Source organism: Pseudomonas sp. Irchel 3H9 (assembly GCF_900187495.1).
Taxonomy (GTDB): domain Bacteria; phylum Pseudomonadota; class Gammaproteobacteria; order Pseudomonadales; family Pseudomonadaceae; genus Aquipseudomonas; species Aquipseudomonas sivasensis.
Window position 1 is genome coordinate 231252 of record NZ_FYDK01000003.1, and the last position, 12938, is coordinate 244189.

Consider the following 12938-nt stretch of genomic DNA (forward strand, 5'->3'; position numbering starts at 1 on the left):
ACTTTGACTGCATTTCAATCATCAACCTGTTTGGCCGCAGGCAAGGTGAAACCCGAGACCGACCTGCGCAACTGGCTCGCCATCTTCGCCAAATTGCCGATGCTTTCGGCAGTGGCGGTGGAACCCGACGACGTCTGCGTAGTGATTTGCTGGATCACGTTCATGGTCAGGGAGATCTGCCCTGCCGACGACGTCTGTTGCTGCGCCGCATTGGAGATGCTCTGGATCAGCGCCGCCAAGGTCTTCGATACGCCTTCGATCTCTTCCAGTGCCACGCCCGCGTCTTGGGCCAGCCGTGCACCGCGCACCACTTCGGTGGTGGTCTGTTCCATGGAGATGACCGCCTCGTTGGTGTCGGTCTGGATCGCCCGCACCAGGGTTTCGATCTGCCGCGTGGCAGCCGACGAGCGCTCGGCCAGTCGCTGCACCTCATCGGCCACCACGGCAAAGCCACGTCCGGCATCCCCGGCCATGCTCGCCTGGATGGCGGCGTTGAGGGCGAGGATGTTGGTCTGGTCGGCGATGTCGTCAATCAGGCTGACGATGTCGCCAATCTCCTGGGACGATTCACCCAAACGCTTAATGCGCTTGGCGGTGTCCTGGATCTGTTCGCGGATGTTGTCCATGCCGTGGATGGTGTTGTGCACCACCTCATTGCCCTTGTTGGCGATCTCTACCGAGCGCTCCGCCACTGCCGAAGATTCGGCGGCGTTGGCCGACACTTGGTCGATGGATTGAGCCATCTGGTTGATCGCGGTGGAGGCTTCGGCGATCTGCTGGGCCTGATGCTCGGAAGCCTGGGCCAGGTGCATGGCGGTGGCCTGGGTGTCTTGCACAGCACCGGCGACCTGGCCGGCGGTGAGGTTGATCGTCGCGACCAAATCGCGCAGTTGGTCCACGGAATAGTTGATCGAGTCGGCGATGGTGCCGGTGAAGTCTTCGGTCACCGAAGCCGTCACAGTGAGGTCACCGTCGGCCAGGTCTTCGATTTCATCCAGCAAGCGCATGATCGCGTTTTGGTTGCGCTCGTTCTTCTCGGCGGTCTCGTGCAGTTGGCGGTTGGTCTCACGCACCATCACCAGGCCAATCAGGATGATCGAGGCCAGCGCCAACAGACCCAGCACATAACCGCCGATGGTGTCGAAACTGCGCCCGCTGGCGAGGTTTTCGAACCCGATGGCCAGGTGCGAGGCTTCATCAAGCAGGGTTTGCGACAGGTTGAAAATATTGCTCGCCGAGGCGCGCACCTGGAACAGCTGCGGCGAGGTTTCGAGGATTTCATCCACGGAGCCAGAGACAAATTCGAACAGCTCGGCAATGTCCGCCAGCCGCGCGCGGGCATCGTGGTCTTCGACTTGGGTGATGCGCAGCCCAGGGTTGCCGTTGAGCATGCCATTGAGGACCTGACCAAAGCGGGCGGCATCACGGCCAAAGGTGTCGGCGGCCTGCGCGGCGGTTTCGTCGCCGGCCAGCACGGTGTTGACCGCACCCAAGATACGTTCGGCCAGCAGCGACTGGCGTTGGGCCAAGGCCACCTGGCTGGCCGGGGCGCCACGTTGCAGCAGGATGTCGACGACCTTCTCCGACTCCATCTGCAATTGCGGCACGGTTTCGGCGAGGGTCGCAGCCACTTGATGCAGGGACAGTACGGTCTGCTCGCTGGCGAGGATCGCGTCGGTGTTTTTCAGCAGCGCTTCCCAATCGGTCTGCACAGCACGCATCTCGGCACGGACCGCACTGGGTGCCGCGGGCAAGCCGGTTTGCGGGTCGCCTTTTTTCAGGTAGCCCCAGCGCTGGGCAAAATCGTTTCGCGCATCTCCCAACAGCTTGAAAGCAGCGGCCTTGCCGGCGGCGGCTTCGGTGGCGTTCTTGGCAATGCGTTGGGACAGCACGCGCAGTTCACCGGCGTGGCCGATGTACTGTTTGTCGTAGGTAGACTGGGTGTTGAGGTACGCGAAGTTGGCGAACAGCAGCATGATGAACACGATCAGTGCGATAAACAGCACGATGATCTGTGAACGGCTGCGCGAGCCGGCCTGGGGTTTGGGCGTGGTAGCGGTGGTCATGCGGCGACATCCATGAAGCCTGGGGCCTGGGCCAGGGCGAAGGGGCTGAAGACCTGCCACAGCGGATCACCCTCGAAGTGACCCTGGATAAACGGCGCGCCAGGGCTGGTGTTCGCCAGCAAGGCGTCTTGTGCAAAATGCTGCATCCCCACCACCTCATCCACCAGCAGCCCGACAAACAGATCGTTGTATTCCACCACCAGCACCCGCCGTTGCTTGCGCGCCTTGGACAGCGCAAGGCCGAGGAAGCCACCCAGGTCCATCACCGGCAGCAGGCGCCCGCGCAGGTTAGCAACCCCTTTGACCCAGGCCTTGACCCCAGGCATTAAAGTGCAACGTGGTTCATGCAGGACTTCGGCGACTTCGCCCATGGGCGCCACATACCAATGTTGCCCCAGGCGAAAGCCGATACCGCTCCAGCGTTGCAGGCGGGTTTCCTGGGACGGCAGGTCGGCGGCCAGCAGGCGGCAGCGGCGGTCGATGTCCAGCAGCAGCTCAAAGGCGGTTTGCGACTCGGTCATGATGGCGTGCCGTCAGCCGGCCAACACCTTGTTCAGGGTGGCGATCAAGGTTTCTTCGTCCACAGGCTTGGTCAGGTAGTCCTTTGCACCCTGGCGCGCGCCCCAGATCTTGTCGGTTTCCTGATCCTTGGTGGTGATGATGATGATCGGGATGCCGTTGGTTTCCGGCTCCTTGGACAGTTGGCGAGTAGCCTGGAAGCCATTGAGGCCAGGCATCACGATGTCCATCAGCACTGCGTCGGGCTTTTCCTGGCGAGCCAGGGCCACGCCGTCCGCACCGTTCTCGGCCTTGAGGACTTGGTGGCCGTGCTTTTCCAGCATGCCGGTGAGTTTGTACATTTCGGTCGGCGAATCGTCGACGATCAGAACACGTGCCATGGTTTTCCCCACTACATTGGTCGGCGCCGGCCCTCGTGGGGCGGCGTCAGTGTGCTTGTTCTACTGCGGCGAACCCCGGCACATAGGCCTTGATTGCACCCAGCAGTTCTTCCTTGCTGAAAGGCTTGGTCAAAAACTGATCGACACCCACGATGCGCCCCTTGGCCTTGTCGAACAGACCGTCCTTGGAGGACAACATGATCACCGGAATCGACTTGAACGCCGGGTTGTTCTTCACCAGGGCGCAGGTCTGATAACCATCCAGGCGCGGCATCATGATGTCTACAAAGATAATGTGCGGGTGATGATCAACAATCCGCGCCAGGGCATCGAAACCGTCGATGGCCGTAATGACCTCGCACCCCGAGTTCTTCAACAGCGTCTCGGCGGTGCGGCGGATCGTTTTCGAATCGTCGATCACCATCACTCTCAAGGCGTTGGAATGCTGTTCCATATCTGCTCTACCATCGCCACAGCGAGTCGGTTTTCGGTGTGTACTGCCTGATGTTGCACAGGATGATCGCCGCAGGCCTTGGATTTCAAGGGCTGCTGCGCTGTGGCAGTCTTTTTAGCACAGTCTCGGAGAGCAATCTATCGAGGCACCCGCCAGGTGGTTTTTCCTTGACCCACAACAGCCGCAGCGCCACTCTGACGCCACTTTTATGCGCCCAATTTGCTAGAGGAAATCCCCCATGAGCGTTCGCGTCGGCATTGTCATGGACCCTATCGCCAGCATTTCCTATAAAAAGGACAGCTCGCTGGCCATGCTTCTGGCCGCCCAGGCCCGCGGCTGGACCCTGTTCTATATGGAGCAGCGCGATCTGTACCAGGGCGACGGCGAGGCCCGCGCGCGCATGCGCCCGCTGCAGGTGTTCGCCAACCCGGAAAAATGGTTCGAGCTTTCGGACGAAATCGACAGCCCCCTGAGCGACCTGGACGTGATCCTGATGCGCAAGGATCCGCCGTTCGACATGGAATTCGTCTACTCCACCTATCTGCTGGAGCAGGCCGAGCGCGCCGGCGTTCTGATCGTCAACAAGCCGCAAAGTCTGCGCGACTGCAATGAAAAGCTGTTCGCCACGCTGTTCCCGCAGTGCACACCCCCGACCGTGGTCAGCCGCCGCGCCGATGTGCTGCGTGAATTCGCCGCCAAACACGGCGATGTGATCCTCAAGCCGTTGGACGGCATGGGCGGTACGTCGATCTTCCGTCACCGCGCTGGCGACCCGAACCTGTCGGTGATCCTGGAAACCCTGACCGCCCTGGGCACCCAGCAGATCATGGGCCAGGCTTACCTGCCAGCGATCAAGGACGGCGACAAGCGCATTCTGATGATCGACGGCGAACCGGTGGACTACTGCCTCGCGCGTATCCCGGCGGCAGGCGAAACCCGAGGCAACCTGGCGGCAGGTGGGCGCGGTGAAGCACGGCCTTTATCGGATAAGGATCGCTGGATCGCTAGCCAAGTTGGCCCGACCTTGCGGGAAAAAGGCCTGCTGTTTGTAGGCCTTGACGTAATTGGTGAAAATCTCACCGAAATCAACGTCACCAGCCCGACCTGTATTCGCGAGATAGACAATGCATTTGGCACGAACATCGGCGAAATGCTGATGGCCGCCATTGAGCGCAAGCTCGCAGCCAAGTGATATAGAACAGCCGGACACACACCAACATTGCGTTATCATGCGCCACCTGTGAAACGCGCGATGTTGGTTCTTTTGTCATGACACTCCCGTCCGATCTGCCCCCCGAACTCTCCCACAGCGGCGTGCGCCCGGCTGATCGGCTCGGATTTACCCTGTTTCTGGCTGCCTTAATTCATTTGGCCTTGCTCCTTGGCGTGGGCTTCACCATGGTCGAACCCAAGCAGATCACCAAGACCCTGGAAATCACCCTCGCCACGTTCAAGAGTGAAAAGAAGCCCGAGAAGGCAGATTTTCTAGCCCAGGACAATCAACAGGGCAGCGGCACCCTCGACAAGAAAGCCATCCCCAAAACCACCGAACTGGCGCCGTTCCAGGACAACAAGGTCAATAAAGTCACGCCACCTCCTGCGCCGAAGCCCGAGGTCAAGCAGGCTACGCCCAAGCCTACGGTGGCCACCATCGCACCCAAACCGCAAAAAGCCCCGGTCCAACGCGAAAAGACCAAGACCGAGCCGCAGCCCGTCAAACCGGCGCCTACCTTCGACAGCTCGACCCTGTCCGACGAAATCTCCAGCCTGGAAGCCGAACTGGCTAACGAACAGCAGTTGTACGCCAAGCGCCCACGCATCTACCGCTTGAATGCCGCCTCGACCATGCGCGACAAAGGCGCCTGGTATAAAGACGAGTGGCGTAAGAAGGTCGAGCGCATCGGCAACCTCAACTACCCGGAAGAAGCGCGGCGCCAGCAGATCTACGGCAACTTGCGTCTATTGGTATCGATCAACCGCGACGGCACCTTATATGAAGTGCAGGTGTTGGAGTCCTCCGGCCAACCGCTGCTGGACCAGGCCGCCCAACGCATCGTGCGCCTGGCCGCGCCGTTTGCCCCGTTTACCGGCGACCTGAATGACGTGGACCGCCTGGAAATCATCCGTACCTGGAAGTTTGCCAAGGGCGATCGGCTCTCCAGCAACTGATCAGACATGTCCTGCCACAGGTAACTCCAGCTTGTCAGTTCGCCCCTCCAACGCCACACTAGCGGACATGAAAAATGTCAGCCCGACCTACCTCAAGCACCAATTCCTGATCGCCATGCCCCATATGGCCGACCCGAACTTTGCGCAGACCTTGACCTACATCGTCGAGCACACGGCCAATGGTGCCATGGGGTTGGTGGTGAACCGCCCGCAAGCGCTGAACCTGGCCGATATCCTTGAGCAACTGCGTCCGGAGATCGATCCGCCGGCCCGTTGCCAATCGGTGCCGATCTACATCGGCGGGCCGGTACAAACTGATCGCGGCTTTGTGCTGCACCCGACCGGGCCGACGTTCCAGGCCACGGTGGACCTGGACGGTGTGTCGCTGTCCACCTCCCAGGACGTGTTGTTCGCCATCGCCGACGGTATAGGCCCAGAGCAAAGCGTGATCACCTTGGGGTACGCCGGTTGGGAAGCAGGGCAACTGGAGGCCGAACTGGCCAGCAATGCCTGGCTGACCTGCCCCTTCGACGCCGACATCCTGTTCAACACGGCCAGTGAACTGCGCCTGGAAGCGGCCGCCGCCAAGTTGCGGGTCAACCTCAGCCTGCTGACCAGCCAGGCGGGGCACGCCTGATGGCCTTGCGTCTGATCCTCGGTTTTGACTACGGCACCAAACAGATCGGCGTAGCGGTCGGCCAGGTGATCACCGGCCAGGCCCGCGAGTTGTGCACCCTCAAGGCACAGAACGGCATACCGGACTGGAATCAGGTCGAAGCCCTGATCAAGGAATGGAAGCCCGACGCGGTGGTGGTCGGCCTGCCCCTGAACATGGACGGCACCCCGAGCGACATGTGCCTGCGCGCCGAAAAATTCGCCCGTCGCCTCAATGGTCGTTACAACATCCCCTTCTATACCCACGATGAACGCCTGACCACCTTTGAAGCCAAGGGTGAACGCCGCGACCGTGGCGGCCAGAAGGGCAGTTACCGCGACAACCCCGTAGACAGCATCGCCGCCGCCTTGCTGTTGCAGGGCTGGCTGGACGAAAACACCGCTTTATTTGAATCCTGACTGACGCGGCTTGCCGCGTCTTCTTACGTTTGAGCCCGGAACTTGCCTACAGCAAGGCCTTGAAGGAGCCACCATGAGCCTGCCCAATCCCGCCGAACTGATCAGCCAGATGGCATTACGCCTCAAAGCGCACCTGGAACACCGCGGAATCAGCGAACCGCGCTTTATCGGTATTCGCACCGGCGGTGTATGGGTCGCTCAGGCGTTACTGGACGAACTGGGCAGCGACTCGCCACTGGGCACCCTCGACGTGTCCTTCTACCGTGATGACTTCAGCCAGAACGGCCTGCACCCGCAAGTGCAGCCCTCGGCCCTGCCGTTCGAAGTCGAAGGCCAGCACTTGGTGCTGATCGACGACGTGCTGATGAGCGGCCGTACCATCCGCGCCGCCATGAACGAACTGTTCGACTACGGCCGCCCGGCCAGCATCACGCTGGTCTGCCTGCTGGATCTGGACGCCGGCGAGCTGCCTATCAGCCCGGATGTGGTTGGCGCGACCCTGTCGCTGCAAGCCCAGCAACGGGTAAAATTGTCCGGTCCAACGCCGCTCGAACTCGAACTGCAAGACCTCGCCCTTTAAACCGCCTTGTAAAGAGTCCCCGCGATGACGCCTCTAGATGCCAAGCGCCCGCTGCAGCTCAATGCTCAGGGCCAGTTGCAACACTTTTTGTCCCTCGACGGTTTGCCCCGCGAACTGCTCACCGAAATCCTCGACACCGCCGACTCATTCCTCGAAGTCGGTGGCCGGGCGGTGAAGAAAGTCCCGTTGCTGCGCGGTAAAACCATCTGCAACGTGTTCTTCGAAAACTCCACCCGCACTCGCACCACCTTTGAGCTGGCGGCCCAGCGGCTGTCGGCCGACGTGATCACGCTGAACGTGTCCACTTCGTCGGCGAGCAAGGGCGAAACCCTGCTCGACACCCTGCGTAACCTGGAAGCCATGGCCGCCGATATGTTCGTGGTGCGCCACGGCGACTCCGGCGCCGCGCACTTCATCGCCGAGCACGTGTGCCCGCAGGTAGCGATCATCAACGGCGGCGACGGCCGTCACGCCCACCCGACCCAAGGCATGCTCGACATGCTCACCATCCGTCGGCACAAGGGCAGCTTTGAAAACCTATCGGTGGCCATCGTCGGCGACATCCTGCACTCGCGGGTAGCACGCTCGAACATGCTGGCCCTGAAAACCCTGGGTTGCCCGGACATCCGCGTGATCGCGCCGAAAACCCTGCTCCCCATCGGCATTGAGCAGTACGGCGTGAAGGTCTACACCGACATGGCCGAAGGCCTCAAGGATGTAGACGTGGTGATCATGTTGCGCCTGCAACGCGAGCGTATGTCCGGTGGTTTGCTGCCGAGCGAGGGTGAGTTCTACCGCTTGTTCGGCCTGACCACCGCGCGCCTGGCCGGCGCCAAACCGGATGCCATCGTGATGCACCCGGGTCCGATCAACCGAGGGGTGGAGATTGAGTCAGCGGTGGCCGATGGCAATCAGTCAGTAATTCTCAACCAGGTGACCTACGGCATCGCCGTGCGCATGGCGGTGTTGTCCATGGCCATGAGCGGGCAAACCGCGCAACGTCAATTCGAGCAGGAGAACGCCCAGTGAAGCTCAGCATTCTTGGCGCTCGCGTTATCGACCCGGCCAGTGGCCTGGATCAAGTCACCGATCTTCATCTGGAAGCCGGCAAGATCATCGCCATCGGCGCCGCCCCCAGCGATTTCAGCCCCAGCCAGACCATCGACGCCAAAGGCCTGGTGGCCGCGCCTGGGCTGGTGGACCTGAACGTCGCCCTGCGCGAGCCGGGTTACAGCCGTAAAGGCAGCATCGCCAGCGAAACCCGCGCCGCTGCGGCCGGTGGCGTGACCAGCCTGTGCTGCCCGCCGCACACCAAGCCGATCCTCGATACGTCGGCCGTGACCGAGCTGATCCTCGACCGTGCCCGCGAAGCTGGCAATTGCAAAGTGTTCCCCATCGGCGCCCTGAGCAAAGGTCTGGAAGGCGAACAACTCGCCGAACTGATCGCCCTGCGCGACGCTGGTTGCGTGGCCTTCGGCAACGGTCTTGAGAGCTTCCGCAGTACCCGCACCTTGTGCCGCGCCCTGGAATACGCGGCCACCTTCGATCTGACGGTGATCTTCCACTCCCAGGACCGCGACCTGGCCGAAGGCGGCTTGGCCCATGAAGGCGCCGTCGCCAGTTTCCTCGGCCTGCCGGGTATTCCGGAAACCGCCGAAACCGTCGCTCTTGCCCGTGACCTGCTGCTGGTGGAACAAAGCGGCGTACGCGCGCACTTCAGCCAACTCACCAGTGCCCGGGGCGTGGCCCTGATTGCACAGGCCCAGGCTCGCGGTCTGCCGGTGACTGCGGATGTGGCGCTGTACCAATTGATCCTCACGGATGAAGCGCTGATCGACTTCTCCAGCCTGTACCACGTGCAACCGCCCCTGCGCACCCTGGCCGACCGTGACGGTTTGCGTGCCGCGGTCAAATCCGGTGTGGTTTCGGCGATTTCCAGCCACCACCAGCCCCAAGAGCGCGATGCCAAGCTGGCACCGTTTGGCGCGACCGAGCCGGGGATCAGCAGTGTGGAGCTGTTGCTGCCACTGGCGATGACGCTGGTGGAGGATGGCCTGCTCGACTTGCCGACGCTGCTCCAGCGCCTGAGCGCTGGCCCGGCCGAAGCCTTGCGCCTGCCGGCCGGCAAATTGGCCGTGGGCGCCGCAGCGGATCTGGTGCTGTTTGACACGGCCAGCTCCACGGTTGCCGGGGAGCACTGGCTGTCCAAGGGTGAAAACTGCCCGTTCATCGGCCATAGCCTGCCGGCGAGCGTGCGCTACACCTTGGTGGATGGGCGCATCAGCTACCAGGCCTAAAGCGGGCACGCAAAAAAAGTGGGAGGGGGCTTGCCCCCGATTGCAGTGGGTCAGCAATAAATGAGCTGACTGATCCACCGCTATCGGGGACAAGCCCCCTCCCACATTTAGTTCTCTATAGAGCCTGAGAAATCAGCGTCCCCCGTTGCGCTCTGCATTGCGGATCGAAACCTGGGTATTCAACGTCCAGAAGTCATACAGCACCCCCACCAGGAACAAGCCACCGGTCAGCAGGTAGATCAGGCCGGTGATCCATTTGCCCTGGTACATGCGGTGCACGCCGAACACCCCCAGAAACGCCAACAGAATCCACGCCACGTTGTATTCGATGGGACCGGCGGTAAAACGCAGGTCGGCTTCACGGTCCATGGCGGGGATCAGGAACAGGTCGATCAGCCAGCCGATACCCAGCAGGCCAAGGGTAAAAAACCAGATCGTCCCGGTGACAGGTTTGCCGTAATAAAAACGATGCGCGCCGGTAAACCCGAAAATCCAGAGCAGGTAACCGATCACCTTGCTGTGGGTGTCTTGTTGCGGCCCAACCTGTTGATAGGTGTTCATGACGTACCTCTTTTGCTTCGATAGATAAATTTTTTCATTTTCTTTGTGACTTTTTTACGGGCGCCCGACGTACGGCAAATGGTATCTTCACTGCCCTGAAAGCCTTATGCCACCTGACTTGTGTAGGACAATTGCGGCGAATCGTCGCGTATTTCCTGATTTTGACGTCAAGGTTCAGTCGACAAACGGCCTGAGAACGACACAAAAAGCTGTTATAAAGTTGCGCGCAAACCCATAAGAGCCACGCCTAATGCGACCATTTTTAAAGACATGGCTAACCATTTGCCTATTAATGCCATTGGCCGCCCACGCCACCAATCGTGAGCAACGACTTCCGAACGTTAACGGTTTCACCCCTAAAGTCCACAGCACGCCAAGCACTGCCAAATCGGTAAAGCCGACCGTCAGCCGCCCGACTCAATTGAGCAAGGCGCACGGTAAAGCAGTTCCCGGCCTCGTGGCAGTCAACACCAAGCAAAGCAGCAACGTCCTCAGCCGCGCCGTAAACGTGCTCGGTACACCTTATCGTTGGGGCGGCAGCAGCCCAAGTAAAGGGTTCGACTGCAGCGGCCTGGTGAAATATGCGTTCAACGACGTAGCCGCCGTGGATCTGCCGCGCACTTCCAATGCCATGGCCGCCGGCCACGGGCAGAAGGTTGATCGCAAGGACCTGAAACCAGGTGATCTGCTGTTCTTCAAATTGAAGAGCCGCCAGGTCAATCACGTTGCCATCTACTTGGGCAATGACCGTTTTATCCACGCACCGCGTCGTGGCAAGTCGGTCAGCATCGACACGTTGAAAAAGCCGTTTTGGGACAAGAACTACGTGATTGCCAAGCGGGTTCTGCCGAAAGAGCAGAACACCTTGCGAGTGGTTCAACGCTGATTTCAAGCTGAAATGCAGTCGTCAATGTGAGAGGGGGCTTGCTCCCGATAGCGGTGGATCAGTCAGTTTATCTGTACCTGACCCACTGCAATCGGGAGCAAGCCCCCTCCCACATTTGGATCTCCTTATATCTCCCGATCTTAGATATCCCCAGGCACCCTCGCCTTCTCCAGCGCCTCTTCCCGGCTGATCACGCCCTGCGTGACCAACGCCTTCAAACTCATATCCAATGTCTTCATCCCCAACGCCCCGCCGGTCTGGATGGCAGAGACCATCTGCGCCACCTTGTCCTCACGAATCAGATTACGAATGGCTGGCGTGCCCAACATGATTTCATGGGCCGCCACGCGCCCGCCGCAGAGCTTCTTCACCAGCACCTGTGACACCACCGCCTGCAACGACTCCGACAACATTGAGCGGACCATGGCCTTTTCGCCGGCCGGGAACACGTCGACCAGCCGATCCACGGTCTTTGCCGCGGAGGTAGTGTGCAAGGTGCCAAATACCAGATGCCCCGTTTCAGCCGCCGTCAGGGCCAGGCGGATGGTTTCCAGGTCACGCAGTTCGCCCACCAGGATCACATCGGGGTCTTCACGCAGCGCCGAACGCAGGGCTACCGAAAAACTGTGGGTGTCGCGGTGTACCTGGCGCTGGTTGATCAACGCGATTTTCGGCCTGTGGATAAATTCGATAGGGTCTTCGAGCGTGAGGATGTGCTGGCGCCGATGCTGATTGAGGTAGTCGATCATTGCCGCCAGAGTGGTGGACTTGCCGGAGCCAGTGGGTCCGGTCACCAGCACCAGGCCACGTGGCAATTGGGCGATGCGTTGGAACACCGCCCCGAGACCCAGGCTATCCAGGCTCTGGACTTCGGCCGGAATAGTACGAAACACCGCGCCCATGCCGCGATCCTGTTGGAATACGTTGGCCCGGAAGCGCGCTACACCCGGCAGCTCGAAGGCAAAATCCGTTTCAAGAGATGTTTCGAAATCCTTTTGCTGGTATTGATTGAGCAAAGGGCTCAATAAATCCGCGACTTGCGGGGCAGAAAGCACCGGCCAATCCATCGGCCAGACTTCGCCATCGATTCGCCACATCGGCGCCAGCCCCGCCGACAGGTGCAGGTCGGAGGCGCCACGGCGCACGCCGGCCACCAGTAATTCAGTGATATCCATAGGGCTTTCCATTTCCAGTAGAATGCCGCGGACTCCATATCCACGGGCGCATCTTGAATGTCGACGATAGCAGACAACATCGGCCTGGTTAGCCAGCGCATCCGCGCCGCAGCCGACGCCGTGCAACGTGACGCAAGCAGCATCCACCTGCTGGCCGTGAGCAAGACCAAACCCGCCCAAGCAGTGCGCGAAGCCTATGCCGCCGGGCAGCTCGAATTCGGCGAAAACTATCTGCAGGAAGCTCTGGGCAAACAGGCTGAATTAACCGACCTGCCCTTGAGTTGGCACTTCATCGGCCCCATTCAATCGAACAAGACGCGCGCTATCGCCGAGAACTTCGCTTGGGTGCATTCCGTGGACCGCCTCAAAATTGCACAACGCCTGTCCGAACAACGCCCGGCCGACCTGCCGCCGCTGAACATCTGTATCCAGGTCAATGTCAGCGGCGAAGCCAGCAAGTCCGGCTGCACGCCCGCCGACTTGCCGGCCCTGGCCAATGCCATCAGCGCCCTGCCGCGCTTGACGCTGCGTGGCCTGATGGCAATCCCCGAGCCGACTGAAGATCGGACCGAGCAAGATGCAGCGTTCGCTACCGTTCGCGACCTGCAAAACAGCCTGAACCTGCCGCTCGACACGCTTTCCATGGGCATGAGCCACGACCTTGAGTCGGCCATCGCCCAAGGCGCCACCTGGGTGCGGATCGGTACCGCCCTGTTTGGCGCCCGTGATTACGGCCAGCCGTGAAATGGCTGACCTCCCTCTGAATAAGGACCTGTC

Annotated in this window: 15 protein-coding genes; 9 read left to right on the forward strand and 6 right to left on the reverse strand. The window is 60.7% G+C overall.

What is annotated here, in order from left to right:
• Positions 1–14: 14 nt before the first annotated feature.
• From CKW32_RS12785 to pilG, 4 genes are read right to left on the reverse strand one after another with little or no spacing between them, the layout of a single operon-like run.
• Complete coding sequence (locus CKW32_RS12785; RefSeq protein ID WP_032884120.1) at positions 15–2066, reverse strand: methyl-accepting chemotaxis protein; 2052 nt, start codon at positions 2064–2066, stop codon at positions 15–17.
• Positions 2063–2587 carry a chemotaxis protein CheW gene (locus tag CKW32_RS12790; protein WP_032884121.1) on the reverse strand — a complete coding sequence of 175 codons (525 nt, stop codon included), beginning with the start codon at positions 2585–2587 and terminating at the stop codon, positions 2063–2065. Before CKW32_RS12790 ends, CKW32_RS12785 begins: the two co-directional genes overlap by 4 nt.
• 12 nt (positions 2588–2599) lie before the next feature.
• Positions 2600–2965 (reverse strand): twitching motility response regulator PilH, encoded by a 366-nt coding sequence (gene pilH / locus CKW32_RS12795; RefSeq protein WP_014720320.1) that lies wholly within the window; start codon positions 2963–2965, stop codon positions 2600–2602.
• A 46-nt stretch (positions 2966–3011) separates the two neighbouring features.
• Positions 3012–3419: a twitching motility response regulator PilG gene (pilG, locus tag CKW32_RS12800; protein WP_095185125.1), complete on the reverse strand. Its 408-nt coding sequence runs from the start codon at positions 3417–3419 to the stop codon at positions 3012–3014.
• A 238-nt stretch (positions 3420–3657) separates the two neighbouring features.
• Here pilG and gshB point away from each other — a divergent pair, with 238 nt between their 5' ends.
• The 7 genes from gshB (at position 3658) to CKW32_RS12835 (ending at position 9539) form a co-directional block, all read left to right on the forward strand.
• On the forward strand, positions 3658–4611 hold the full coding sequence (gene gshB, locus CKW32_RS12805; RefSeq protein WP_032884123.1) for a glutathione synthase: 954 nt from the start codon (positions 3658–3660) through the stop codon (positions 4609–4611).
• 77 nt (positions 4612–4688) lie between these two features.
• The gene (locus tag CKW32_RS12810; protein ID WP_095185126.1) at positions 4689–5588 is read left to right on the forward strand and encodes an energy transducer TonB; all 900 of its coding nucleotides are present in this window, start codon (positions 4689–4691) and stop codon (positions 5586–5588) included.
• Between the two features lie 67 nt (positions 5589–5655).
• On the forward strand, positions 5656–6225 hold the full coding sequence (locus CKW32_RS12815; protein WP_095185127.1) for a YqgE/AlgH family protein: 570 nt from the start codon (positions 5656–5658) through the stop codon (positions 6223–6225).
• Positions 6225–6662 carry a Holliday junction resolvase RuvX gene (gene ruvX, locus CKW32_RS12820; RefSeq protein WP_095185128.1) on the forward strand — a complete coding sequence of 146 codons (438 nt, stop codon included), beginning with the start codon at positions 6225–6227 and terminating at the stop codon, positions 6660–6662. The genes CKW32_RS12815 and ruvX overlap by 1 nt, the downstream gene beginning before the upstream one ends.
• Positions 6663–6735: 73 nt before the next feature.
• Positions 6736–7242 carry a bifunctional pyr operon transcriptional regulator/uracil phosphoribosyltransferase PyrR gene (gene pyrR / locus CKW32_RS12825; protein WP_095185129.1) on the forward strand — a complete coding sequence of 169 codons (507 nt, stop codon included), beginning with the start codon at positions 6736–6738 and terminating at the stop codon, positions 7240–7242.
• 24 nt (positions 7243–7266) lie between these two features.
• Positions 7267–8271, forward strand: coding sequence for an aspartate carbamoyltransferase catalytic subunit (locus CKW32_RS12830; RefSeq protein WP_015886339.1), 1005 nt, complete (start codon positions 7267–7269; stop codon positions 8269–8271).
• Positions 8268–9539, forward strand: coding sequence for a dihydroorotase (locus CKW32_RS12835; RefSeq protein ID WP_095185130.1), 1272 nt, complete (start codon positions 8268–8270; stop codon positions 9537–9539). The genes CKW32_RS12830 and CKW32_RS12835 overlap by 4 nt, the downstream gene beginning before the upstream one ends.
• Positions 9540–9671: 132 nt before the next feature.
• Here the strand turns inward: CKW32_RS12835 and CKW32_RS12840 are convergent, their stop codons facing one another.
• Positions 9672–10100 (reverse strand): TM2 domain-containing protein, encoded by a 429-nt coding sequence (locus CKW32_RS12840; protein WP_027606088.1) that lies wholly within the window; start codon positions 10098–10100, stop codon positions 9672–9674.
• A 250-nt stretch (positions 10101–10350) separates the two neighbouring features.
• Between CKW32_RS12840 and CKW32_RS12845 the strand changes: the two genes are divergently transcribed.
• On the forward strand, positions 10351–10986 hold the full coding sequence (locus tag CKW32_RS12845) for a C40 family peptidase (RefSeq protein ID WP_032884130.1): 636 nt from the start codon (positions 10351–10353) through the stop codon (positions 10984–10986).
• 140 nt (positions 10987–11126) lie between these two features.
• Here CKW32_RS12845 and CKW32_RS12850 read toward each other — a convergent pair whose 3' ends face one another.
• Complete coding sequence (locus CKW32_RS12850) at positions 11127–12161, reverse strand: type IV pilus twitching motility protein PilT (protein WP_095185131.1); 1035 nt, start codon at positions 12159–12161, stop codon at positions 11127–11129.
• Between the two features lie 57 nt (positions 12162–12218).
• On the opposite strand from CKW32_RS12850, the gene CKW32_RS12855 reads away from it, so the two are divergent.
• Positions 12219–12905, forward strand: coding sequence for a YggS family pyridoxal phosphate-dependent enzyme (locus tag CKW32_RS12855; protein WP_032884134.1), 687 nt, complete (start codon positions 12219–12221; stop codon positions 12903–12905).
• Positions 12906–12938 lie beyond the last annotated feature (33 nt).